Genomic DNA, 23,897 nt, shown 5'->3' on the forward strand with positions numbered 1-23,897 from the left:
AAGGCGTTTGCGACGAGGTCACAAGCGGGGCGAGTCGGAGCCGTACTGCGTCACTCGGGCTGGGCTTCGCCGGTGTCGGCTTCGACCTCTTCGTCGGGGGTGTCGTCGGGGTCGTAGTCCTCGGTGCGGGTGACGCGGGCTTTCATGATCCGGGTGTTCTCGACGCTTTCGACGGTGATCTCGACGCCGTCGTAGTCGATCACTTCGCCCTCCTCGACGAGGCGGCCGGCGAGGTTGAAGATGAACCCCGCGATGGTCTCGAACTCCTCGCCCTCGGGGATGTCGATCTCGAGGGCCTCGTTGACCTCCTCGATGTTGACCTCGCCCTTGACGACGACGGTGTCGTCGCCGACGTACTCGATGGGCTCTTCCTCGCCGCCCTCGAGGATCTCGCCGACGATCTCCTCGGTGAGGTCCTCCATGGTGACGAGCCCCTCGGTCGTTCCGAACTCGTCGATGACGATGACCATGTGGAGCCGTTCGTTGCGCATCTCGGCCAGCAGGTCGTCGACGTTCTTCGACTCGGGGACGTGCAGCGTGGGCTCGATGATGTCTTCGAGTTCGAGGTCGCCGTCCTCGGTCTCGCCGTAGTTCAGGTCGCGGACCAGATCGCGGATGTGGACGATCCCGATGACGTTGTCCAGACTGCCCTCGTACACCGGCAGGCGCGCGTGGCCGCTGTGGATGCACTGCTCGATGGCCTCCGAGATGGTCGCGTCCGTGGAGATGGCGTCCATGTCCAGGCGCGGCGTCATCACCTCTTTGACGATCGTGTTGTTGAACCGGAGGGTGCGCTGGAGCATCTCGCGCTCCTCCTCGTCGAGGACGCCCTCCCGCTCGCCCGTCTCGATGATATCCTGAATCTCCTCGCGGGTGACGTACGAGGACTCGATGGCCGAGCGACCACCGGTGATCTTGTTGACGACCCGCGTGAGGTAGTCGAACAGGACGATCAGCGGGAGCAGGAGCGCCTCGGAGGCCTTGAGCGGCCGTGAGATACGCAGTGCCCAGGACTCGGTGTTCTCGACGGCGTAGGACTTGGGCGCGCTCTCGCCGAACAGCAGGACGATGGCGGTGATCCCGAAGGTCGCGGCGACGACCGCCTGGCCCTGTCGCAGGTAGAGACCGAACAGCCCCGTCGCGATGGAGGACATCGCGATGTTGACGAGGTTGTTCCCGACGAGGATCGTCACGAGCAGTCGGTGGGGGTCGGCCTTGAGTCCCTTGAGCGTGCGCGCGCCGCGGCGGCCGTCCTCGACGAGCGCCTCGACGCGGTGGGCCGGCAGCGAGAACATCGCGATCTCCGAGGAGGAGAAAAACGCCGAGAGCCCGATCAGGACGACGATAACGAGCACTCCGGCGGTCGCGATGGCACTCTTCGGGACCAGATAGCCGTAGACGTTGAGCTCCTGCTGTGCAACGGGCGCCAGCTGCGGCCACGCCACTGCCGGTGTGAGCATCGACGGCGAGATTTGTCGGGCGGCGGAATTAAGGCTTGCCATACCGGACCTCCCCGTCCGTCGGCCGTCTTCGGGATTCGCGGCCTCTCTGCCGCGTGCGAGGCCTCGCTCGTGAGTCGGTCCCATACGACGCGACACGGACCCCGTGACCAACGGCGTCCTCACGACGCCTGCACCTCGATCTGGGCGATCTGACCGTTGCTCGAACGGTGGATCACGCGGACGGTCGCGCGGTCGCCCGACCGCAGGTCGACCGCCCGCTGGGCGATCCGCACCGACGCGGCTTCCCCGCTCTCCCACCGACCGTCGGTGTGGGCGGCGTCGAGTTCGCCGTCGACGCCCGCGTACGTCCGGTCGAACAGGTCCGCACCGCGGACGTGGTCGTCGGTGAGCCGTCGCGTCGGGAACTCGCGCGCCCTCGTCGCCTCGCCGGTTCGCTCTACCTCGACGACGACCGCGAGATCCGCGACCGCGAGCGTGTCCCCCGCCTCGTGGACGAGGCGGAGTCGCTGACCGTCGGGCCAGCCGTCGGTCGCGGAGAGCTCCGCACTCAGGTGGGCCTGCGGCGTCGACTCCGGGCGAGCGCCGTCGATTCCGACGGCCGCGACCGCCACCGACGCCAGCAGGACCGTCAGCCCGACGAGGACGACACAGCCGACGACGGGGCTCGTCGCGCGGTTCGAGCGGCGGCGCTGGCGACCAGTCGGTGGGCTCCCGTGCGGACGGCGCTCGGTCACGCGCCGGGGTGGTCGCTCCTTCGGACTTAAACCTCGGGAGCGTCTGCGGCGAAGCGCTTACACGGCTGATGGCCGTACGTTCGGCGAGATGAGCGACCCAGACATCACGTTCTACCGATTGCAGGCGTGCCCGTTCTGCGAGCGGGTCACCCGCAAACTCGAGGAGTACGACCTCGACTACCGCTCGCGCTTCGTCGAACCGATGCATAGCGACCGCAACGTGGTCCAGCGCCTCACCGGCAAGCGCACGGTGCCCGCCATCGTCGACGAGTCCACCGGCGTCACGATGTCCGAGAGCGCCAACATCGTCGAGTACCTCGACGCCACCTACGGCGAGCGCGGCATGGGGGGTGCCTGATGGACCTCCCCTTCGACGTCGTCGACCTCCCCGACACCGACCACCCCGAGGAAGGCGACCGCGTCCCCGACTTCGAGCGCCCGCTGGTCAACGACGAGTACTGGGAGGACGTCTCCCTCTCGGAGTTGACCGACGACGGGCCCGTCGTGCTCGTCTTCCACCCGATGGACGGCGCGTTCCCCGCGACGTACATCTGGAACGAGATCCGGGACCGGGGATGGACCGAGGTCGACAACTGCGAGGTCGTCGGCGTCTCCATCTCCACGCCGTACGAGCACGAGACGCTCCTCGACGAGCGCGGCGTCGACGCGCGACTCTACTCCGACCCCGCCAACGGCGTCGCCGAGCAGTTCGACATCGTCAACGACCTCGACGGCATGAGCGGCATCTCGGAGCCCAGACCCGCCATCTTCGCCCTCGACGAGGAGCGCGTCGTCCAGTACGCCTGGGTCGCCGACGAGTGGCCCGACTTCCCCGACTACGACGAAGTCGGCGACGTGATCGAAGGCCTGTAGGCGGTTTCGGGAGCGTATCGATGGACCTGTAATCGGTTTCTGGCGCGCGCTGGAGCGCGCTTTCATGCGCGCGACAGTAGTCGTGCGAGGTCTTCGCGAGTGGAACGAGCGAAGGCTCGGAAGACGACCGGAGGGAGTCTTCCGGTGGATGAGTGAGGGAGCGAAGCGACCGAGCGAATCGGCTGGGGAGGTGTGAGGCCGTCTGCGGTGCCATGCGGTGCTACGGTAGTTCCCTGGCGGACTGAAAGGGCGAGGCTCGCTCGCGTTCAGTTCAGTCGCCTGAACGGCCCCTATCCGAGCGAGCGAAGCGAGCGAGGATATGCCGTTCAGCGACCGCGAGCGGGTCGAGGGCTTTCGTCGACTGTTGTCGACTGCGGTCGAGACGACTCATAGCGATCCAGTCGAGGGGTATCGTCGTCCGCCGATCCCGGCCGAGCCAGAACCGCCGACACACGCAGTGACACCGCCGAGGACCGGTTACATCGATGTCAGCGCCTATTCAAGTAGAAGCAGTCCATACGGAGAGTCAATGGCAGACGTTACACCGACGCCGGGTATCCATCACGTGACGTGTATCGCGGGCGACCCGCAGGAGAACATCGACTTCTGGGTCGAAACACTCGGTCTCAGACTCGTCAAGCGCTCCATCAACCAGGACGACTCGGGGACGTACCACTTCTTCTTCGCCGACGCGGAGGGCAACCCCGGAACGAGCATGACGTTCTTCCCGTGGGAGGGCATGACCCAGGGGAAGGTCGGCTCCGGGCAGGTCTCGCGGACCGCCTTCCGCGTCCCGGAGGGCAGTCTGGACTACTGGGAGGACCGGTTCGACGACTACGGCGTGGACTACGACGACCGCGTCGAGCGCTTCGGCGAGACGGTCCTTCCGTTCCGCGACCCGGACGGGCTCCCCGTGGAACTGGTCGGAGTGGCGATTCCCGACGACGACCCGACCGAGCCGTGGACGGAGTTCGTCCCCGAGGAGTCGGCCATCCGCGGGTTCCACTCCGTGACGCTCTGGCTGGCCGACCCCCAGCCCACCGAGGAACTGCTGGAGACGATGGGGCTGGAGCGGGTCGGCACCGAGGAGGCGGAGGGTGACACGCCGGGCGACGAACGCACGCGCTTCGCCGCGACGGGCGAGGTGGGCAAGTACGTCGACGTGCTGCCGACCATCCAGGGCGGGCGGCAGGGACACGGGACGGTCCACCACGTCGCGTTCCAGACGCCGACCGACGAGGACCAGGAGGCGATGCGCAAGGCCGTCCGACTGGAGGGGCTCAACCCGACACAGCAGATCGACCGCCACTGGTTCCGCTCGGTGTACGTCCGCGAGCACGGCGGCGTCCTCTTCGAGTTCGCGACGAGCGGCCCGGGCTACACCAGCGACGAACCGCTCGACGAACTGGGCGAACGGCTCGTCCTCCCCGGGAAGTTCGAGAACCAGCGCGAGCAGATCGAGGCGCAACTGACTGACGTGACGATCCCGCGGGCCGAGACGGCCGACGCCGACGACTGAGCCGACGCGAACGGCCGACGCCGACGACTGACTGCGGGACTCGGCCGAATCACCGGTCCGTCGCGTCACGCTTTTCTCGCCGACCGACGGACACTCGACCATGAGCGACGTGGACCGGGCGGCGCGGGCCATCGAGGACGGCGAGGCCGTCGTCTACCCGACGGAGACGGTGTACGGGCTGGGCGTGAACGCCGTCGATCCCGACGCGGTAGAGCGGGTGTTCGAACTGAAAGGGCGGGACCGAGACAAGCCCGTCTCGCTGGGCGTTCCGAGCGTCGAGCGCGCGCGTGAGTACACCCACCCGACCGAGCGGGAACTGGCGTTCATGCGCGAGTTCCTGCCCGGTCCCGTGACTGTGGTGGTCGAACGACGGGACGTGGTACCCAACGTTCTCACCGCCGGGCGTGACCGTGTCGGGGTTCGAGTGCCCGACCACGAGCTGGCGCTGGAGCTGTTCGAGGCCGCCGACGTGCCCGTGACCGCCACCAGCGCGAATCTCTCGGGAACCGGGAGCGTTCGTGAAGTCGAGGCGTTGAGTTCGGAGGTTCGCGACGCCGTGCGCGTCGTCCTCGACGGCGGTCGAACAGACGGAAGGGAGAGCACCGTCGTTGATGTCGAGAGCGGGGAGATTCACCGCCGCGGCGCGATGAGTGACGCGATCAAGGCGTGGCTCTCTGAGTCCGACTGAGTCGGTCGAACTGGATGTCTCTCTCGGCCGACGCCCTCTGAGTCGAAGTGGCCGCAGACGATAGTAGACGACGAAAGCCCTCGGCCCGCTCACAATGAATCGGAATGACTGCAGACGACAGCACGCGACGAAAGCCCTCGGCCCGCTCACGGTCGCTGAGCGGGATATTCTCGGTCGCTTCGCTCCCTCGAATAGAGCCCGCTCAGGCGACTGAACTGAACGCGAGCGCGCCTCGCCCTTTCAGTCCGCCAAGGACAGCACTGCACAACACCACACAGCACCGCGCCTCACGCCTCCCCAACCGACTGCGGTGCTCACTCCGTTGCGCTCCTCATCCCTCGCGCGACGCCGTCTCGCGATGAAACGCTCGACGGCGCGCGCCACCGCGGACCGCTACGGACACCTCTACATCATCGACTTCAGCGACCTCGTGACCACGCCACACTGGTCCTGGTACTCGCAGGGGGTGCACTTCGAGCGGTTCGAGGTACGCGAAGGCGGGCCGTCGATGGCGTCGGCGGTGCGGACGGCCGAGCGGTAGGTCGCCTTCCGGCGGGTGGTGAGCGGGACTTCGCGGACGACGCCGTAGGCGGGGTACTCGGCGAAGGCGGACTCGACAGGCGTCTCGCGCTCCCACGCCAGCGCCTTCGCGGCGGCGACGAGGCGGACTGTCTGTGGCTCCCACACCCCCTCGTCCGGTGGGTCGCCGGCGAAGACGAGCGAGGGGCGGGGCGGCCCCTCCAGCACCTTGTGCGCGACGCCGCGACACTCGCGGCCCTCCAGCAACACCTCGCGGCCGGCGGGATCCACGAGGTCGTCCCACGCGTCGAGGCTCGCGCGCAACTGGCCGAGTCGCGAGCGGTACTGAGTCGGGGTGATCTCTATCGGCGCGGCCTGTATCTCGGGGTCGCACTCGAGCAGTTCGGGGTAGCGGAAGGCCAGATCTCGGCGCGCGCGAACCCGCTGGGGAACCTCGGTGTCGGCCGCTGGGTCGCGGTGACGGTAGTAGAGCTTGCGCGGGCAGTACGCCGCCGTCGCCACGTCGCGAAACGTGTGCATGGCCGGCGCTGGCCGCGTACTCGGTGATAAGGGTTCGGTCGAACTCGCGAAAAAACTGGGACCGCTGTTCAGAACGACACGTCGGTCTCGATGTCCTCGGCGGCCTCGTCGAGGCCGTCTTCCGCGATCTGGTCGGTGAACTGCCCGGAGAGGGCAGTGTCGGTGAGGATCTCGTCGAACTCGGTCTGATAGCGGTGGTTCGCGGCCCGGGCGGCGTCCTGGGCGGCGACGACGTGGCGATAGTGGCGGATCGTCGCTTCGTCGACACCGAACTCCGCGGCGAGCGTCTCGTCGCTCGCGTCGCGGCGCCGTCGCAGTTCGCAGACGTCGAACGGCGCGTCGGTGTCCTCCCCCCGGAGCAGGTGCAAATCCATGCGTGCGCGGAACACTTCGTCGGCGGAAACCTCCAGTTGCTCGGCGATGGCCTCGTCGGACTCGTCGTCGTAGAACGCGCGGACGAGCCGCACGTACGTCGCCGTCTCGAAGTCGGTGGCGACGTCGTACCGGCTCCGGAGCGCCTCGATAACCCCCCGCAGGCGCTCCCGGGTCGTCTCCTCGTCCGTCGACTCCGGTATCGAGCCGCGTAGCTCCTCCTGGGTCTCCGTGACGGTCTCCTCGTCGGAGACGTCCATGAAGATGTCCCGCAGTTCCTCTGTCTTTTCGTCCATCCCCGACCTGAGACCGGGGGCGCACACCTAAATAATTGTTGACACCTGCGGCGTCTCGCGACTCGTCCGGCCCTCGAAAACCCGTACACGACGAACCTGTTGTGAACGGTTGTCGTGTGAATTCGTAGCAAGCTTTAAGCGCGCCGTCGCCCGCGTTCTAGGAAATGTTGCTCCAGTCGGGCGCGCCGACGCGGCCCACCTTCTGGGGGATCGGACCCGTCGGGAAGGCCGCGTTCTACTACCTCGCCGCGCTGGCGATCGTCGTCTTCCTGCTCGGGGCTTACCGACGAGTCACCCGCTACGCGGCGGGGCGCGAAGACCCCCTCCCGCGACTCGACGACCTGCCCGGGCGGGTCGTCGCCGCGGCGCGAACGGTGGGCTCGAATCGGACGCTCCGCGACGGCGACGTCGTCGCCGGGTTCGCCCACGCGTTCGTCCTCTGGGGATTCCTCACCCTCCTGATCGCGACGACCATCCTCGGCATCGACATGGACTTCTACCGCCCGCTGACAGGCGAATCGTTCTTCGTCGGCGACTTCTACCTCTCGTACTCCTTCGTCGTCGACGCCATGGGCCTGCTGTTCGTCGTCGGCCTCGGCGTCTTCCTCTACCGCCGGTACGCCGCCCGCGACGGACGTCTCTGGGGCCGCCACACCAGCAACGAGGACGACCTGTTCGTCTGGGCGCTGTTTCTCCTCGGCGTCGGCGGCTACCTCACCGAAGGGTTCCGCATCCTCGGGCAGAACTACCCCGACTTCGAGACGGTGAGCTTCGTCGGCTGGGCGACCGCTCTCGTCCTCGACGGCGCCGGGATGACCCCCGGCATGGCCGAAGCGGCCTACCCCCTCGTCTGGTGGAGCCACTCGATCCTCGCGCTGGCCTTTATCGCCGCCATCCCGCTGGGCAAACCGTTCCACATGCTCTCCTCGTACGCCAACGTCGTCACCCACGACGACGACGCGGGCAGGCGACTGCCCGGTGTCCCGGCCGACCTGGAGGAGACCAACGCCGAGTCCATCGACGACTTCACCTGGAAGGAACTGCTCGACCAGGACGCCTGTACCAAGTGCGGCCGGTGTTCAGCAGCGTGCCCGGCGAAGGCCGCCGGCCGCCCGCTCGACCCGCGCGACGTCATCCTCGACCTGAAGAACTACCGCGAGTCCCGCGACGCCGGCGACGAGGAGGTCCCCATCGTCGCCGACGGCGGAACCTCGGTCATCGACGCCGAGACGATGGAGTCGTGTATGGCCTGCATGGCCTGCATGGACGCCTGCCCCGTCGAGATCGAACACCTCACCTCGTTCACCCGGCTGAACCGCCAGCTCGTCGACCAGGGCGACCTCGACCGCAACGTGCAGGACGTGTTCCAGAACGTCATGCAGCAGGGCAACACCTTCGGCGAGTCACAGCGCAATCGCGCCGACTGGGCCGACCCGCTCGACGCCGACCCGGCGGACGCCCGCGAGCAGTCCGTCGAATACCTCTGGTACGTCGGCGACTACCCGAGCTTCGACGACCGCAACGAGAAGGTCGCCCGCTCGCTCGCCAGACTGTTCGAGGAGGCCGACGTGGACTACGGGATCCTCTACGACGACGAGGTGTACGACGGCAACGACGTGCGCCGCGTCGGCGAGGAGTTCCTCTTCGTCGAGCAGGCCGCGACGCTCGTCGACACCTTCGACGACTGCGAGTTCGAGAAGATCGTCTGCACCGACCCCCACGCGTTCAACACCTTCGCCAACGAGTACCCCGAGGTCGACTTCCAGGAGTTCGCCGACGACCCGATGATGGACGTCCCCGAGGAGAACTGGGCGGGTGCCCCGGTCTTCCACTGGACGCAGGTCGTCGAGGACCTCGTCGACGACGGCCGACTCGGCCTCCGCGGCGACGAACTCGACTACACCGTCACCTACCACGACCCCTGTCACCTCGGGCGGTACAACGGCGAGTACGAGGCGCCCCGCGACCTCGTCCGCGCGACCGGCTGTGACCTCGCCGAGATGCCGCGCAACCGCGACGATTCCTTTTGCTGTGGCGGGGGCGGCGGCGGGCTCTGGATGGAGTTCGACGAGGAGCCCAAACCCAGCGAGGAACGCCTGCGCGAGGCCGTCGAAGACACCCGCGCCGGCGCCGCCGTCGAGAAGTTCGTCGTCGCCTGCCCGATGTGCACGACGATGTTCGAGGACGGCCGCAAGACCGGCGACTTCGAGGACGAGATCGAGGTCGTCGACGTGGCCGAACTGCTGATCGAGGCGGTCGAGGTTCGGGAGACCGGCGGCGTGGTCGCCGGAGAAGGCGGCGCGGCGGAGTCCCCGGCGGACGACTGAGCGGCGGAAGAGACGAGATCAGTCGCGGACTTCCACGTCGAACTTGCTCCGCCAGCGATACCGGCGGCCGCCCCAGACGAACGTCCGCCGGAGGTGGGCGTAGGTCCCCAGCGGGACCGACGCGAGGAACGACGGGTAGGCGAGCAGGAACGTCGGGCTGGCGACGCCGAACCGGGCGTAGGCCGCGCCGGCCAGCGCCGTCAGGACGACGGCCGACGGGAGCGGGAAACAGAGGGCCAGCACGAAGGCGATCAGGACGGCGACCGTCGAGACGGCCGTCCCGCGGGGGTCGTGCCGGTGGACGAGCTGGGTGAACCTGACGTGGCGTTCGAGCGTCTCCCGGACGGTCCCGCCGACCGTGACGAGGCGCGTCCGCCGGAGCGTCGTCACGTCGACGGCGTCCGTGAGGAGGCCATCGTCGCTGACGCTCCGGTGGAGTCGGTCGACCAGCGCCGCCTCGTCGTCGAGGTCGGAGCGCTCGAAGGCGACCGCGCCGCCCCACGCGTAGTCGTTCGCGTACGTGGACAGCGTGCCGCCGACGACGTACACCGGCTCCAGCAGGACCGCGAGCGGGTCCTGTCCGACGAAGACGGGGACCTCTGAGACGGGACCGCGGGCCTCGTAGTCGGCGTGGAGCCGGTCGAGCCAGTCGGGCGGGTGGTGGAAGTCGTCGTCCGTCCAGACGACCCGCTCGTGTGCGGCGGCCTCCATCCCCGCCGCGACGGCGTTGGCCTTGCCCGAACAGCCGTCCGGCTCGCCGGCCGCGACGAGTTCGACGTTCGCCGGCAGGTCGCCGCGGCGCTCTGTCACCGGGTCGGCGTCGCCGTCGTGGACGACGAGCAGTTCGTCGCGGGCGGTCAGCTGGTCGGCCACCTCCGTACAGGCGTCGGTCCACGTCACCGCTGGCAAGATCACGCTCGTCGGCGGGCGGCCGGTCATGTCTGTGCGTTCGGCCGTCGTCGAGGTAAGTCGAGTCGACGCGTGTGAAAGCCGACTCCCCCCGTGCCGGCCGCGTCCAGCGCCGACCCGCTCCCGACGGCACCGACCCGACAGCGTTTACCCGCTCTCGTCCGTGGACTCGCCCATGGATGTCGCGCTCGTCACGGTCGGCGACGAACTGCTCGCTGGCGACACCGAGAACACGAACGCGACCTGGCTGGCCCGCCAGCTCACCGAACGCGGGGCCACCGTCACGCGGATGCTCACCATCCCCGACGACCGGGCCCTGATCGCCAGTCGCGTCCGCGAGTACGCCGACGCCTTCGACGCCGTGATCGTCACCGGCGGCCTCGGCGACACGCCCGACGACCTGACTGTAGAAGCCGTCGCCGACGCGTTCGACCGCGACATGGAAGTCCAGCCCGCGGTGCGCGAACGGATCGCCGAGAAGGCCCGACGCTACCGCGAAGCGAACCCCGAGCGCTACGAACAGCACGACTTCGACCTCGACCTGGACGAGACGAGCGCGCTCCCGGCCGGAGCCCGCCCGCTCCAGACGGAGGCGAGCTTCAATCCCGGCTGCGTCGTCGAGAACGTGTACGTCTTCCCCGGGTTCCCCGGCGAACTCAAGGAGATGTTCGACAGCGTCGCCGACGAGTTCGGCGGCGACGCCGTCTCCGACTCGGTCCCCACCTCCACGCCCGAGGGCGCGCTCAGAGACGTACTCGACGGCGTCCGCGAGCGCTTCGACGTGGCTGTCGGGAGCTACCCCGCCCGTCAGGGGAAATCCGGGCGCGTGAAGGTGACCGGCACCGACCCCGCGGAAGTCGAGCGGGCCATCGAGTGGGTCGACGAACGCGTCGCGGACCCCGAACCGGACGACGACTGAGCGCACCGGCCGTCGCTATCGACTCGACCACTCGTCCGCGAGGAGACCGTACTCGACGCGGTCGACGTACTCGCCGCCGACGAAATAGTAGTCGCTCCGCCGCCCCTCCTCGGTGAACTCCAGCCGGTCGATCAAGGCCGCCGAGCGGTCGTTACTTGCTAGTCGGCCCGCGTTCAGCCGGTGGAGCCGTCGCTCCTCGAAGGCGTAGTCGACCAGCGTCGAGAGGGCGTCGGTCGCGTACCCCTCTCCCTCCGCGTCGGGCGCGAGCCACGTCCCGATCTCGGCGCGGCCGGAGGCCTCCTCGATCCGGAACAGCGCACAGAATCCCAGACGGTCGGGGTCCGGATCGTCGCCGTTCCCGTCGCCTCCGTCTCCGCAGATCAGCAGCCCGACCGTCTCGTCGAACCCCTCGACGTACTCCTCGCGCGCGTCCTCGCGATTCTGGGGATGGACGCGCGGCATCGACAGCCGAACGGCCGGGTCGTTGTGACACCGCTGGAGGAAGTCGACGTCCTCCTCCTCGGGCGGTCTGAGCGTGACGCGGTCGCCGCGCAGGAAGACGGGACCGGGCATCAGTCCTCGCCCTCCGCGGCGCTGGCGTCGCCGCGGTCGAGCCCGTCCCACTCGCGCTCGACGATGCCGTAGAGGTCGGCGTCGACGTACTCGCCATCGACGTAGAACGTCTCGCGGCGGCGGCCCTCGTGTTCGAAGCCGACCTTCTCCAGCACGGCACGTGAGCCGTCGTTGAACGCCAGGACGCGAGCGTCGACCTTGTGGAGGCGGCGCTCCGTGAAACAGTAGTCGACGAGCAGTTCGGCCGCCGCCGTGGCGTAGCCGTTGCCCTGGTGGTCCGGCGCGATCCAGTAGCCGATCTCGACGCTCCCGCGCTGTTTGTGCAGGTCGAACAGGAACGCCTCGCCGACTCGTTCGACGGAGTCCGGGTCACCGTCGTCGGCGCAGACGAGAAACGTCTCGCTCTCGTCGGAGTCGGTCATCTGCTCGAGCCGGTCGGCCACGTCGTCCGCCGAGGCCGGGGACCCGCCGCCGAACCCGGGCCGAACGGCGGGGTGGTTCGCGTGGCGGTGGAAGAACTCGTAGTCGGACTCCTCGACGGGGCGGAGGGTGACGCCGTCGCCGCGGAGGAAGACGGGACCGGGCATACGCGGCGACTCTCGCGGAACCCGCGAAAACGTTGCGGTGCCCTGGCACCCGGTGACAGGACCGGGCCGGCTCAGAAGAAGTTCAGCAGGCCCAGCGTGACCGCGTAGTGGTAGGCCAGCGCGAGCCACGTCTCGAAGATGATCGTGCCGACCGCCGAGAGCGCGGCGAACTCGCGGACGTCCATCTCGGCGACGCCGGCGGGGACCGTGAGCATCCCGCGGGTGAACAGCAGCGCGTTGCTGACGAGCACGGCCCACTTGCCCCAGCGGTCGAACCAGCCGTCGAAGCGGTCGAGTTTCGACTCCTCGATGCGGAACCACGGCTTCTGGAGGAGCCACTCGCGACCGCCCCGCTTGGCGAGCTGGAACAGGGCGACCTGCCCCGCGGTCGCGCCGACCGTCGCGACCGCCACGATGAGCAGGATGGTTCCCCACTCGTAGCCCGAGGGGGCGGTCGCCAGCAGTTCGATCGCACCGGGCACGAGCGCCTCGCTCGGGGCGAAGTACAGCAACATCGCCCCTTCGAGGACGAATATCGGGAGGAGCGCCGGGAGGCCGTAGTCGTCGATGATCCGCTTCGCGAACGCCTCGTCACCGAAGACGAAGAGGAGGACGCCGGCGATAGCCAGGACGAAGAAGAAGCCGGCGACGACGATCAGGCCGTAGTCCTCGGCGAAGCCACGCAGCCGGGACCGCTCGGTCGAGGACGGTGTCGCCATCTACCCGATCAGTGTCGACTCGGCGGCAAGTGTCTTTCTGTCTGTCGGGTCCGCCGGTTTCGTGACTCCAGTGTGACTGGAAGTGACGTTCAGCCATCGATTCCGTCGTCGGATGTCCTCGCTCGCTCCGCTCGCTGCGGGCACCCCTCCGCGAAAAAGAGGGTGGTCGAGCCGGTGGCCTCTTTACCGAAAGACGACGACAACGGGGTATGGACATGTCACGCCGACCCCGTCGACTCCGGAGCGACGGCGTCCGACCGCTCGTCCGGGAGACCGACCTCTCCGCGTCGGACCTGATCGCGCCGGTGTTCGTCGACGCGACGACAGAGGAGCGAGTCGCTATCGAGTCGATGCCCGGTCACGAGCGCGTGCCCGTCGAGCAGGCCGTCGAGCGCGTCCGCGAGGTCCGCGAGACCGGCGTCGAAGCGGTGATCGTCTTCGGCATCCCCGAGTCGAAAGACGCCGAGGGGTCGCGGGCGTGGGCCGAGGACGGCGTCGTGCAGCGAGCGGTCCGACAGATCACCGCCGAGACGGAGGCCTACGTCATCACGGACGTGTGTCTCTGCGAGTACACCGACCACGGGCACTGTGGTATCGTAGAGGACGATGCTCGCGAGAGCCCACACATGACCGTCGACAACGACCGCACGCTCGAACTCCTCGCGGAGACGGCGGCTTCCCACGCCGAGGCCGGTGCCGACATGATCGCGCCCTCCAGCATGACCGACGGGATGGTCGGCGCGATTCGCGAGGCGCTGGACGAGCGCGGCTTCGAGTCGACGCCGATCATGAGCTACGCCGCGAAGTACGAGTCGGCGTTCTACGGCCCGTTCCGCGACGCCGCGGACGGCGCGCCCGCCTTCGGCGACCGCCGCCACTACCAGATGGACCCCGCCAACGGCCGTGAGGCGATGCGCGAGGTCGCCCTCGACGTCGAGGAGGGCGCGGACGTGCTGATGGTCAAGCCCGCCCTGCCGTATCTGGACGTGGTCGCCGACGTGCGCGAGAACTTCGACCATCCCGTGGCCGCCTACAACGTCTCCGGCGAGTACGCGATGCTCCACGCCGCCGCCGAGAAGGGGTGGCTCGACCTCGAAGCGGTCGCCCACGAATCGCTCCTGTCTATCAAGCGCGCCGGCGCCGACCTGATCCTCACCTACTTCGCCGAAGACGTGGCCCGGCGGCTGTAGCGACGCCCCCGCCACCGCGACCTGCCCGGAGCGCGCACGAGCGCGAACGGACCGATCGACCCCGTGCGGCCCCGACGGCCGTCGACGAACGTCAACTTTCCACTGGACGTTCGCCCACTGATCTGGACGAACGACAACCTTATATCGATAATATTCTGCGATAGTTCTGACGCACGTCTCGTTATCCGCCCAGAAATTACGTTTTTATCAAGCATAGCCTTATGAGGCAGGATTCCAGGAGCCCTAACCGAAATGTACACCACGAACGTGGTCCGAACGAGTGGAAAGGTAGACGATCATCAAATCCTCTCGGAGAGTCGCGCTCTCTCGGAGGTGACGCGCTGATGGCGGGCGCGCTGCTGGCGCCGGCAGCCGACGCGGCCCTGCAGCTGGGGCCCGGACCGGTCTCGAACAGCGTGAACTACGTCTGGGTTCTGGTCGTCTGTTTCCTGATCTTCTTCATGCAGCCGGGGTTCGCCCTGCTCGAGAGCGGGCAGGTCCGGGCGAAGAACGTCGGAAACGTCCTGATGAAGAATATGACCGACTGGACGCTGGGGGTCCTGGTCTTCTTCCTCGTCGGGGCAGGCGTCAGTGCGCTCGTCGCACAGCTGACCTCCGGCGCCGCGTTCGACCTCGCGGGAGCGTTCTCGTACATGTCCGCGCCCGGGGAGAGCGGCACCGGCTGGATCGACTGGTTCTTCGGCGCCGTCTTCGCGATGACGGCCGCGACCATCGTCTCGGGCGCGGTCGCCGAACGGATGGACTACAAGGCGTACGTGTTCGTCGCCGCGGCGATGACCGCAGTCATCTACCCGGTCGTCACGGGGCTGACGTGGGGCGGCGGCCTGCTCTCGGCGAGCGGATTCCTCGGCGACGCGATCGGCGTCGGCTACCTCGACTTCGCCGGCGCGACCGTCGTCCACATGGTCGGCGGCATCGCCGGCCTCGTCGGCGCGAAGATGGTCGGCGCCCGCGCCGGCCGCTTCGACGCGAACGGCGACAGCCAGCCCATCCCGGGCCACTCGATGCTGCTCGCCGTCCTCGGCACGCTGTTCCTCGCGTTCGGCTGGTACGGCTTCAACGTCGGCACGCAGGCGACGGTGCTCACCTCCGAAGGCGTCTTCATGGGCGGCGCGCTCGGCCGCGTCGTCCTCAACACGACGCTCGGGATGGGCGCCGGCGGCGTCGCGGCCATGCTCGTCTCCTCGGTCTGGCAGGGCAAGCCCGACCCGCTCTGGGCGGCCAACGGCCTGCTCGCCGGCCTCGTCGCAGTCACCGGCGCCGTTCCACACGTCACCTGGTGGGGCGGTCTCCTGCTCGGCGGCCTCGCCGGCGCACTGGTCCTGCCGACCTACCGCTGGGTCGTCGACTCGCTGAAGATCGACGACGTCTGCGGTGTCTTCGCCGTCCACGGCAGTGCCGGCGCCATCGGGACGATCCTGATCCCCGTGCTCGCGGCCGACAGCGGCGGGGTCGCCATCCTCGGTGACCCCTGGACGTTCCTCGGCGTCGACCAGCTGGTCATGCAGGTCGCGGGCGTCGCCGTCATCGGGATCTGGACCGTCCTCGCGACGGTCGTCGCGTTCACGGTCGCCGACGTGCTCTTCGGCCTCCGCGTCAGCGAGGAAGAGGAGGAGGTCGGCCTCGACGAGAGCGAACACGGCGTCTCGACCTACCCCGAGTTCGTCGCCGGCGGCAGCTGGGAGGGGCCGACCGTTAGTACCGACGGCGGTGTCGTGAACGACACCTCGTCAGAGCTTCGCTCTGACGGCGGCGTCTCCGGAGGTGTCGACGATGACTGACGGGGCCGACGACGGCGAGATCGAGATGGTCGTCGCGGTGATCCGTCCCGACAAACTCGGCGACGTGAAGCAGGCGCTGGCCGAGGCGGGCGCGCCGTCGCTGACGGTGACGAACGTCTCCGGCCGCGGCTCACAGCCCGCGAAGAAAGGCCAGTGGCGCGGCGAGGAGTACGTCGTCGACCTCCATCAGAAGGTCAAAATCGAGTGCGTCGTCGCCGATATCCCCGCACAGGACGTCGTCGACGCGATCGCCGACGCCGCCCAGACGGGCGAGCCCGGCGACGGCAAGATATTCGTCCTCCCCGTCGAGGACGCGGTACAGGTTCGGACCGGCGACTCGGGCCCCGGAGCCGTCTGACTGCCGATGTCGGCAGACATGGACGACACGGACCGGCGGATCATCGGCGCCCTGCTGCAGAACGGCCGGGCGAGCGCGAGCGAACTCGCGGAACACGCCGAGATCGCGACAGCGACCGCGGCCAAACGGCTCCAGCGCCTGGAGGAAGAGGGCGTCATCGGCGGCTACCAGCCCGAAGTCGACTACGAGTCGTTCGGCTACGAGGTGACGGCGGTGTTCCGCCTCGACGTCGACGGCACGGGGCTCGCGACCGTCGTGGACGACCTGCGCGACACCGGTCACATGGTCGGCGTCTACGAGGTCACCGGCGAGGACGACGTGGTCGCCGTCGGCAAGTTCGAGGATACCCAGACGCTGAACGCCCAGATCAAGTCGCTGCTCACCCATCCCGAGGTCCGCTCGGCCCGGACGAGCATCGTCCTCGACACCGTCTGCGAGTACGATCCGCTCCCCGTCGACGTCGAGGAGTAACGAGCCACGCCCGTCTCTTCTGCCACTCTCCGCACGAGTCACTCGGCCACTCGCTACCGTCTCGACCAGATTCGAACGGATCCGCCCGACTCGAGCGGATTCCCCCGACTCGAACTGATTCCCCCGACTCGAACGTCCCGGCCCTGACCGAACGTCCCGGCCCTGACCGAGCGTCCCGGCCCTCCGCTCCAGAACAGGCGATCAGTTCTCGTCCGGCTCCCGATCGGATCGTCACGTTCGGCGCGCGAGAGCCCGAAGGCCCCGATATCGCCGATTTTGCCGCGTTCGATGGTTGACGACCGTCCAGATCCGGCGCGTGCCAACCGTCGGTTTCTGGACGAAGTACAACCTTAAACACGTAATATTCTACGGTAATTTTGACGTGCGTCTACACAGACCCTGAAATTTGCCCTATTGTAAAGCCAACCCTTATAGGGAGTGGTTCCGCACACTTCTCCCGTACACTCCGAAACATTCGGAGAGGAAATCGGCGCTGGGGTGGACGTTTCGGAACCATTCCGGCGCGCCATCGACACGAACACAACCATGCTGGAACTCACCGCGCTGCAAACTGACACGCAAACGTTGATCGACGCGATAAACACCACCTGGGTACTGGTGGTCACGTTCCTGATCTTCTTCATGCACGCCGGCTTCGCCATGCTGGAGGCGGGGCAGGTACGCTCGAAGAACGTCTCGAACCAGCTGACGAAGAACCTCCTCACCTGGAGCATCGGGGTGACGGTGTTCTTCCTCGTCGGCGCCGGCGTCGACAGCCTCGTCGGCGGCGGCGGCTTCTCGCCGGCCTTCCAGGCCGAGAGCGCCGCCGACTGGACCGGCTGGCTGTACGGCGCCGTCTTCGCGATGACCGCGGCGACCATCGTCTCCGGGGCCGTCGCCGGTCGCGCGAAGCTCCGCGCGTACGTCGGCTACACGTTCCTGCTGGCGGCGGTCATCTACCCCGTCGTCTCCGGCATCGCGTGGTACGACGCCGGCCTGCTCGGCATCGACGGCGCGGTCGGCTCCGCCGTCGGCGCGGCGTTCGACGACTTCGCGGGCGGGACGGTCGTCCACGCGATGGGCGGCATCGCCGGTCTGACGGCGGCGTGGGTGCTCGGGCCCCGCATCGGTCGCTTCAACGACGACGGCTCGGCGAACGTCATCCCCGGTCACTCGATGACCTTCGCCGTGCTCGGCACGCTCATGCTCGCCTTCGGCTGGTACGGTTTCAACGTCGGCACCTCGGCGATCTTCAGTTCCGAGGGCGCCTTCCTGAGCGAGCAACTCGGCCGCGTCGCGATGAACACGACCATCGCGATGGCCTGCGGCGCGATGGGTGCCGGGCTCGTCGCCTGGCTCAAGACCGGCAAGGTCGACACGCTGTACGTCGCAAACGGGCTGCTTGCCGGTCTCGTCGGCATCACCGCGATCCCCCACGCGTCGGCGTGGTGGGGCGCGTTCGTCGTCGGCGGCCTCTCCGGCGCACAGCTCCCGGTCGTCTTCTCCTTCGTCGAGAAGCGCCTGAACATCGACGACGTCTGCGCGGTCTTCCCCGTCCACGGCAGCGCCGGCGTGCTCGGCACGCTCATGCTGCCGGTCGTCGTCGCGCCGAGCTACCTCGCCGACGCGGGCGTGACCCGCGTCGAGATGTTCCTCGCCCAGTTCGCCGGCGTCGCCATCATCGCGGCGTGGACCGTCCTCACGACCGGCCTCATCTGGGGCGCGTTCAAGGCGCTCGGGCAGGCCCGCGTCAGCCGCGAGCACGAACAGGACGGCCTCGACGTCAGCGAACACGGCGTCGAGACCTACCCCGAGTTCGGCGACGAGGGCGCTGCCGTTGCGGACGGCGGTTTCGTGAGCGAGGCGAACGAGGCCTCGTCAGAGCTTCGCTCTGACGGCGGAACGATTCGCACGGACGGTGGCATCGACACTGACGAGCCCGAAATTCGCACGGACGGCGGTATCAACATGGACGAGACCGACAACGAGATTCGCACGGACGGTGGCATCGACACGGAGACCGAACGCGAGATCCGAACGGATGGCGGAGAAGACGCGCCGAACGACGGCGACATCAAGATGGTCGTCGCGATGGTGCGCCCGGACAAGCTGGGCGACGTGAAACAGGCGCTCGCGGAGATCGGCGCGCCGTCGCTGACGGTGACGAACGTCTCCGGTCGGGGCTCACAGCCCGCGAAGAAAGGGCAGTGGCGCGGCGAGGAGTACGTCGTCGACCTCCACCAGAAGGTCAAGATCGAGTGCGTCGTCGCCGATATCCCAGCACAGGACGTCGTCGACGCCATCGCGGAGGGTGCCCAGACCGGCGAGAAGGGCGACGGCAAGGTGTTCGTCCTGCCGGTCGAGAGCGCGACGCAGATCCGGACGGGCAAGACCGGACCGGACGCTGTCTGACCACTCCCGGGCAGCATCCATCACCCTCTCCACCAATGGTAGACATCGACGACACCGATAGACAACTGATCGACGCGCTCCTGGCCGACGGGCGCGCGAGCTCGAACGAACTCGCGGCGGAGGCCGGCATCGCGACCGCGACCGCGACCAAGCGCGTCCAGGCGCTCGAAGCGGACGGCGTCGTCGACGGGTACCGACCCGACGTCGACTACGACGCCTTCGGCTACGACGTGACCGCGGTGTTCCACCTCGACGTCGTGGGCGACGGCCTCGACACCGTCGTCGCGGACCTGCGCGACACCGGCCACATGGTCGCGGTCTACGAGGTCACGGGCGGCGACGACGTGGTCGCCGTCGGCAAGTTCACCGACACCGAGTCGCTGAACGCCGAGATCAAGACGCTGCTCGTGCACGACGACGTCGAGTCGGTCTCGACGAGTATCGTCCTCGAGACCGTCTGCGAGGACGACCCGCTGCCCGTCTCCGGGGCCGACTAGCCGTCGCGGGCGGCCGGATTCGGATCACTGGAGGGGCTCTCTTGTCGGCGATCGGACGACTCGCGTCGACCGGTTCCGTGTGAACCGTGACCGGGGAAGTGTAAGGTCTTAGTATTTGGGGCTGGGAGTACGCTGTACTATGAACGTCGCAGACGTAATGACGCCCCGCGAGGACCTCGTCACGGTCGAACTACCCGGCACCCGGGACGACGTCCTCGAGTACCTCCAGGAGCGGTCCTTCTCCTCCGTCCCCGTCGTCACCGAGGGCGACGACGGCGAGGAGTTCCGCGGTCTCGTCTCCCGGGACGCGCTGATCGACCAGCCCGACGAGGACCAGCTGGCCCTCCTCGTCGAGGAAGTGCCGACCGTCACCGCCGAGGCGAGTCTCGAGGAGCTCGCGACCCTGATGGTCGACGAGCGCGCGCGCCGGGTCCCGGTCGTCGACGGCCGCCTCGAAGGGATCGTCACCATCACCGACGTGGTCCGCGCGATCGCCACCGGCGACGTCGACGGCGACGTGACCGTCGAGGAACTCGCGACCACGGAAATCAACTGCGTCTACGATGGCGCACCGCTCCACGTGGCCGAGCGAGAGCTCTCCCACGGCAACGTGCCCTACGGCGTCGCGCTGGACGAGGAGGGGGAGACCAGCGGGATGATCACCGAGGTCGACATCATCGACGTGGCCCGCGTCGTCGACGGCGAGGAGGAGACCGGCGACAACCTCGCCAGCGACGACGACGACTGGAAGTGGGAGAGCGTCAAGGCCGTCGGCAGTCGCTACATGCCCACCCGGAACGTCGAGATCCCCGCGGGCCCGGTCTCGGAGTTCATGACCAGCGATCTCGTCACCATCAGCGGTCGGCGCACGGTCCAGGAGGCCGCGCAGCTGATGATCGAACACGACATCGAGCAGATCCCGATGGTCTCGGGCGACGACCTCGAGGGCATCGTCCGGGACATGGACCTGCTGGAGGCGCTTCGATGAGCGAGGGCGACAGCCCGGACCTGGCCGAACTCGCCAAGCGACGCGGTTTCTTCCTGCAGTCCGCGGGCGCCTACGGCGGCGTCTCCGGCTTCTACACCTTCGGCCCGCAGGGCGCGAGCCTCAAGGACAACATCGAGAACTCCTGGCGCGACCGGTTCACCCTCCAGGAGGGCAACATGGAGATCGACGCGCCGACGATCATGCCCGAACCCGTCTTCGAGGCGTCGGGCCATCTGGACGGCTTCGACGACATGCTCGTCGAGTGTCCCGAGTGCGGCGAGTCACACCGCGCCGACCACGTCGTCGAGGACAACACCGACTACGAGGAAGCGGAGGGCCTCGGCCCCGAGCGCGTCGGCGAGATCATCGAGGAGTACGAACTCGTCTGTCCGACCTGCGGCACCGGCCTCGCCGGGCAGGCCATCGAGGACTTCAACCTCATGTTCGAGACGAACATCGGCCCGGGCTCGTCCTCGCCGGGCTACCTCCGGCCGGAGACCGCCCAGGGCATCTTCGTCGAGTTCCCGCAGCTCGCGGAGTACGCCCGCAACCAGCTCCCCTTCGGCGTCACCCAGGTCGGCCGCGCCTACCGCAACGAGATCAGCCCGCGGAAGTCGCTCCTGCGCGTGCGGGAGTTCACGCAGGCCGAACTGGAGCTGTTCATCGACCCCGAGGACGGCGAGGGCCCCGACCTCTCGTCCGTCTCGGACGTGGTCGCGCCGTTCTACGGCGTCGACCAGCAGGAGGACGACGACAGCGACCCCCTCGAGATCACCGTCGGCGAGGCCCACGAGCGCGGGCTCGTCGCCGACCCGTGGATCGCCTACTACCTCGGCGTCGCCGCGGAGTGGTACGAGTCCATCGGCGTCGACATGTCCCGGTTCCGCTTCCGCCAGCACCTCTCGGGCGAGCGGGCCCACTACGCCGCGGACTGCTGGGACGCCGAGGCCGAGGTCGACGGCGACTGGATCGAACTGGCGGGCTTCGCCTACCGCTCGGACTACGACCTCTCGAAACACGACGAGTACTCCGACGAGGACTACACGATATTCAAGCAGTACGACGAACCGGTCACTGTCGAACGGCCCACCGTCGACCCCGACATGAGTGCCCTCGGGCCGGAGTTCGGCGGCGCGGCCGGCGACGTGGCCGACGCGCTGGAGGCACTCGCCGAGTCCGACCCCGACGCGTTCGAGGACGCCGGCGAGGACGGCAGCGTTACCGTCGACGTCGACGGCGAGAGCCACGAAGTGCCGGTCAGCCAGACCGGGTTCGCCGTCGAGGAGGTCACGGAGTCCGGCGAGCACATCACGCCCCACGTCGTCGAGCCGTCGCTGGGTATCGACCGCGCGCTGTACACCGTCCTCGACCACTGCTACCGCGAGGACGAGGTCGACGGCGAGGAGCGGACGTTCCTCGAACTCCCCCCGGCGGTCGCGCCGACGACCGTCGGCGTCTTCCCGCTGATGGACCGCGACGGCCTCGGCGAGCACGCCCGCGACGTCGCCGCCGACCTCCGCGAACGCGGTCTCTCGGTCGCCTACGACGACTCGGGCGCCATCGGCCGGCGCTACCGTCGCCAGGACGAGGTCGGCACTCCGTTCTGCGTCACCGTCGACTACGCCACTATCGGCGAGGCCGAGGACGCATCGGAGGGGGCGCCCGGCACAGTGACCGTCCGCGAGCGCGACACGACCGCCCAGCGACGGATCCCCGTCGAGGAGGTCCCCGCGACGCTCGAAGCGCTCCGCGACGGCGAACTGTCCTTCTCGGAGCTATAGCGTGACGACACGCGACGAGGTGGCACGGCGGCTCGTCCACGCCAGCGGGACAGCGGTGCCGCTCGCGTACCTGTTCGTGCCCGCGTTCGAGTGGCGCCACGTCCAGGCGCTGCTGGTCGCCGGCCTCGGCGTCGCGCTCGTCCTCGAAGTCGTCCGCCTCGTCGTCGGCCTCGACTGGTGGATCTACGAGAAGCTCACCCGCGAGTACGAACAGGACAACCTCGCCGGCTACTTCCTGGCCGTGTTCAGCATGGCCGTCGTCGCGCTGGCGTTCCCGCCGACGACCGAGACCATCGTCCCCGGCCTCGACCCGTCCGACGTGGCCGTCCCCGCGCTGTTGATGCTGACTATCGCCGACCCCGTCAGCGGCCTGCTGGGTTCCGGGGAGCTACGGACGGCCAAGGACGTGACCGTCCTGCTCGTCACCTTCGCCGTCGCGACCCTGCTCGCGGTGCCGTTCGTCCCGCCGCTGGCGGCAGTGCTCGGCGGCGCGGCCGCGACCCTCGCCGACGGGATCAAGCCCGTTATCCGCGGCTACGTGGTCGACGACAACTTCTCGATCCCGCTCGCCAGCGCCGTCGTCATGTACGTCGCCGTCGAACTCCTGCCCGCCAGCCCGGTCTGAGCGGCCGACGCGCGTTCCGGTCGTCCCGCCTCATTCGACCTGATACCGCAGGAGCCCGCCGACCTCGAACGGCTCCGCGAAGCGCGCGCCCCGCTCGCCGTCGTCCGGGACGACGAGCGTCTCGCCGCCCTGCTCCGCGACGTCGGACTCGATCTCCGTCCGGCGCTGGACCGGAACGTCCGCGGAAACGAGCGCGGTGTCTACCGCGCCGTACTCGACGGCCCGGTCGATGTCGTCGCTGCCGTAGGCGACCCGATCACCGTCGCGGAGGCGCGCGAAGAAGTCGTCGAGCGACCGCGTAAAGTCGGTTTCGCGAGCGTATGATAGTATGACACAGCAAGGTCGCGGTTCGGGCTTGCCACGGCAGGCCCGGCGCTCTTGCTCGAACCGCGGCTACGACGACCATGCTCGAAGACCCGAACTGGCAGGACTACCTCGGCGAGACCGTCTCCGACCGCGGGAAGCCGATCGGGACGGTCGTCGACTACGACGACGAAGTGGGCGAGTTCTATCTCGAACCCTCGCCCGAGATCGACGCGAACACGTGGGACGGGCTGGGCTGGGGCGACCACGCCGAGTACGACGTGAACTGGGAGGACGTGAACTACGAGCGCTGGCAGAACGGGGAGTCCGACCTCCCCGTCGACTACGACGAGTGGCCCTGCACGCTCCCGAACGCCCGGCTGGAGGACAGCGAAGACGGCCTCGCGCTCGTCGATCTGCCCTGAGCCGTCC

The 23,897-nt window shown here is 68.3% G+C and carries 25 protein-coding genes; 16 read left to right on the forward strand and 9 right to left on the reverse strand.

The features are described 5' to 3' along the window. Positions 1-50 precede the first annotated feature (50 nt). Positions 51-1,460, reverse strand: a complete 1,410-nt coding sequence (locus D1409_RS06290; protein WP_123535215.1) for a hemolysin family protein — start codon at positions 1,458-1,460, stop codon at positions 51-53. 161 nt (positions 1,461-1,621) lie between these two features. Then, positions 1,622-2,197, reverse strand: coding sequence for a type IV pilin (locus D1409_RS06295; protein ID WP_123535217.1), 576 nt, complete (start codon positions 2,195-2,197; stop codon positions 1,622-1,624). An 88-nt stretch (positions 2,198-2,285) separates the two neighbouring features. On the opposite strand from D1409_RS06295, the gene D1409_RS06300 reads away from it, so the two are divergent. From D1409_RS06300 to D1409_RS06315, 4 genes are all read left to right on the forward strand, one after another. Beyond that, a complete protein-coding gene (locus D1409_RS06300; RefSeq protein ID WP_123535219.1) occupies positions 2,286-2,555 on the forward strand; it encodes a glutathione S-transferase N-terminal domain-containing protein in 270 nt (89 codons plus the stop codon). Further along, positions 2,555-3,070 carry a redoxin domain-containing protein gene (locus tag D1409_RS06305; RefSeq protein ID WP_123535221.1) on the forward strand — a complete coding sequence of 172 codons (516 nt, stop codon included), beginning with the start codon at positions 2,555-2,557 and terminating at the stop codon, positions 3,068-3,070. Before D1409_RS06300 ends, D1409_RS06305 begins: the two co-directional genes overlap by 1 nt. A gap of 529 nt (positions 3,071-3,599) precedes the next feature. After that, positions 3,600-4,589, forward strand: coding sequence for a ring-cleaving dioxygenase (locus tag D1409_RS06310; RefSeq protein WP_123535223.1), 990 nt, complete (start codon positions 3,600-3,602; stop codon positions 4,587-4,589). A 100-nt stretch (positions 4,590-4,689) separates the two neighbouring features. Further along, the gene (locus D1409_RS06315) at positions 4,690-5,277 is read left to right on the forward strand and encodes an L-threonylcarbamoyladenylate synthase (RefSeq protein ID WP_123535225.1); all 588 of its coding nucleotides are present in this window, start codon (positions 4,690-4,692) and stop codon (positions 5,275-5,277) included. A 405-nt stretch (positions 5,278-5,682) separates the two neighbouring features. Here D1409_RS06315 and D1409_RS06320 read toward each other — a convergent pair whose 3' ends face one another. Beyond that, entirely contained in the window at positions 5,683-6,336 is a 654-nt protein-coding gene (locus tag D1409_RS06320; RefSeq protein ID WP_123535227.1) for a CRISPR-associated protein Cas4, read from the reverse strand. A 68-nt stretch (positions 6,337-6,404) separates the two neighbouring features. Further along, complete coding sequence (locus D1409_RS06325; RefSeq protein WP_123535229.1) at positions 6,405-7,004, reverse strand: conditioned medium-induced protein 4; 600 nt, start codon at positions 7,002-7,004, stop codon at positions 6,405-6,407. A 164-nt stretch (positions 7,005-7,168) separates the two neighbouring features. Between D1409_RS06325 and D1409_RS06330 the strand changes: the two genes are divergently transcribed. Next, a complete protein-coding gene (locus tag D1409_RS06330; RefSeq protein ID WP_123535231.1) occupies positions 7,169-9,331 on the forward strand; it encodes a heterodisulfide reductase-related iron-sulfur binding cluster in 2,163 nt (720 codons plus the stop codon). A gap of 18 nt (positions 9,332-9,349) precedes the next feature. Here the strand turns inward: D1409_RS06330 and D1409_RS06335 are convergent, their stop codons facing one another. Next, complete coding sequence (locus tag D1409_RS06335; protein ID WP_123535233.1) at positions 9,350-10,270, reverse strand: glycosyltransferase; 921 nt, start codon at positions 10,268-10,270, stop codon at positions 9,350-9,352. A 145-nt stretch (positions 10,271-10,415) separates the two neighbouring features. On the opposite strand from D1409_RS06335, the gene D1409_RS06340 reads away from it, so the two are divergent. Beyond that, complete coding sequence (locus tag D1409_RS06340; protein WP_123535236.1) at positions 10,416-11,159, forward strand: competence/damage-inducible protein A; 744 nt, start codon at positions 10,416-10,418, stop codon at positions 11,157-11,159. A gap of 15 nt (positions 11,160-11,174) precedes the next feature. Here D1409_RS06340 and D1409_RS06345 read toward each other — a convergent pair whose 3' ends face one another. The 3 genes from D1409_RS06345 to D1409_RS06355 all read right to left on the reverse strand — a co-directional run bounded on the left by D1409_RS06345 (position 11,175) and on the right by D1409_RS06355 (position 13,038). Continuing rightward, positions 11,175-11,732, reverse strand: a complete 558-nt coding sequence (locus D1409_RS06345; protein ID WP_123535238.1) for a GNAT family N-acetyltransferase — start codon at positions 11,730-11,732, stop codon at positions 11,175-11,177. Further along, the gene (locus tag D1409_RS06350; protein WP_123535239.1) at positions 11,732-12,319 is read right to left on the reverse strand and encodes a GNAT family N-acetyltransferase; all 588 of its coding nucleotides are present in this window, start codon (positions 12,317-12,319) and stop codon (positions 11,732-11,734) included. The genes D1409_RS06345 and D1409_RS06350 overlap by 1 nt, the downstream gene beginning before the upstream one ends. A 71-nt stretch (positions 12,320-12,390) precedes the next feature. Next, positions 12,391-13,038 (reverse strand): DedA family protein, encoded by a 648-nt coding sequence (locus tag D1409_RS06355; protein WP_123535241.1) that lies wholly within the window; start codon positions 13,036-13,038, stop codon positions 12,391-12,393. A 209-nt stretch (positions 13,039-13,247) separates the two neighbouring features. On the opposite strand from D1409_RS06355, the gene hemB reads away from it, so the two are divergent. From hemB to D1409_RS06400, 9 genes are all read left to right on the forward strand, one after another. Further along, positions 13,248-14,228 (forward strand): porphobilinogen synthase, encoded by a 981-nt coding sequence (hemB, locus tag D1409_RS06360; RefSeq protein ID WP_123535243.1) that lies wholly within the window; start codon positions 13,248-13,250, stop codon positions 14,226-14,228. 359 nt (positions 14,229-14,587) lie between these two features. After that, positions 14,588-16,030, forward strand: coding sequence for an ammonium transporter (locus D1409_RS06365; protein WP_394339023.1), 1,443 nt, complete (start codon positions 14,588-14,590; stop codon positions 16,028-16,030). Further along, positions 16,023-16,388 (forward strand): P-II family nitrogen regulator, encoded by a 366-nt coding sequence (locus D1409_RS06370; RefSeq protein ID WP_123535956.1) that lies wholly within the window; start codon positions 16,023-16,025, stop codon positions 16,386-16,388. The genes D1409_RS06365 and D1409_RS06370 overlap by 8 nt, the downstream gene beginning before the upstream one ends. Positions 16,389-16,394: 6 nt before the next feature. Next, on the forward strand, positions 16,395-16,859 hold the full coding sequence (locus tag D1409_RS06375) for an Lrp/AsnC family transcriptional regulator (protein WP_123535247.1): 465 nt from the start codon (positions 16,395-16,397) through the stop codon (positions 16,857-16,859). A gap of 549 nt (positions 16,860-17,408) precedes the next feature. Beyond that, the gene (locus D1409_RS06380) at positions 17,409-19,271 is read left to right on the forward strand and encodes an ammonium transporter (protein ID WP_123535958.1); all 1,863 of its coding nucleotides are present in this window, start codon (positions 17,409-17,411) and stop codon (positions 19,269-19,271) included. Positions 19,272-19,306: 35 nt separating this feature from the next. Further along, positions 19,307-19,768, forward strand: coding sequence for an Lrp/AsnC family transcriptional regulator (locus D1409_RS06385; RefSeq protein WP_123535249.1), 462 nt, complete (start codon positions 19,307-19,309; stop codon positions 19,766-19,768). Positions 19,769-19,907: 139 nt separating this feature from the next. Beyond that, the gene (locus D1409_RS06390) at positions 19,908-20,756 is read left to right on the forward strand and encodes a CBS domain-containing protein (protein WP_123535251.1); all 849 of its coding nucleotides are present in this window, start codon (positions 19,908-19,910) and stop codon (positions 20,754-20,756) included. After that, complete coding sequence (glyS, locus tag D1409_RS06395; RefSeq protein WP_123535252.1) at positions 20,753-22,537, forward strand: glycine--tRNA ligase; 1,785 nt, start codon at positions 20,753-20,755, stop codon at positions 22,535-22,537. The genes D1409_RS06390 and glyS overlap by 4 nt, the downstream gene beginning before the upstream one ends. A gap of 1 nt (position 22,538) precedes the next feature. Then, entirely contained in the window at positions 22,539-23,162 is a 624-nt protein-coding gene (locus tag D1409_RS06400; RefSeq protein WP_123535254.1) for a diacylglycerol/polyprenol kinase family protein, read from the forward strand. Between the two features lie 30 nt (positions 23,163-23,192). Here the strand turns inward: D1409_RS06400 and D1409_RS25705 are convergent, their stop codons facing one another. Continuing rightward, positions 23,193-23,492: a hypothetical protein gene (locus tag D1409_RS25705; protein WP_123535960.1), complete on the reverse strand. Its 300-nt coding sequence runs from the start codon at positions 23,490-23,492 to the stop codon at positions 23,193-23,195. A gap of 74 nt (positions 23,493-23,566) precedes the next feature. Here D1409_RS25705 and D1409_RS06410 point away from each other — a divergent pair, with 74 nt between their 5' ends. Next, positions 23,567-23,890 (forward strand): hypothetical protein, encoded by a 324-nt coding sequence (locus D1409_RS06410; protein WP_123535256.1) that lies wholly within the window; start codon positions 23,567-23,569, stop codon positions 23,888-23,890. Positions 23,891-23,897 lie beyond the last annotated feature (7 nt).

The sequence above is a fragment of the Halosimplex salinum genome, assembly GCF_003730195.1.
In the GTDB taxonomy this organism is placed as follows: domain Archaea; phylum Halobacteriota; class Halobacteria; order Halobacteriales; family Haloarculaceae; genus Halosimplex; species Halosimplex salinum.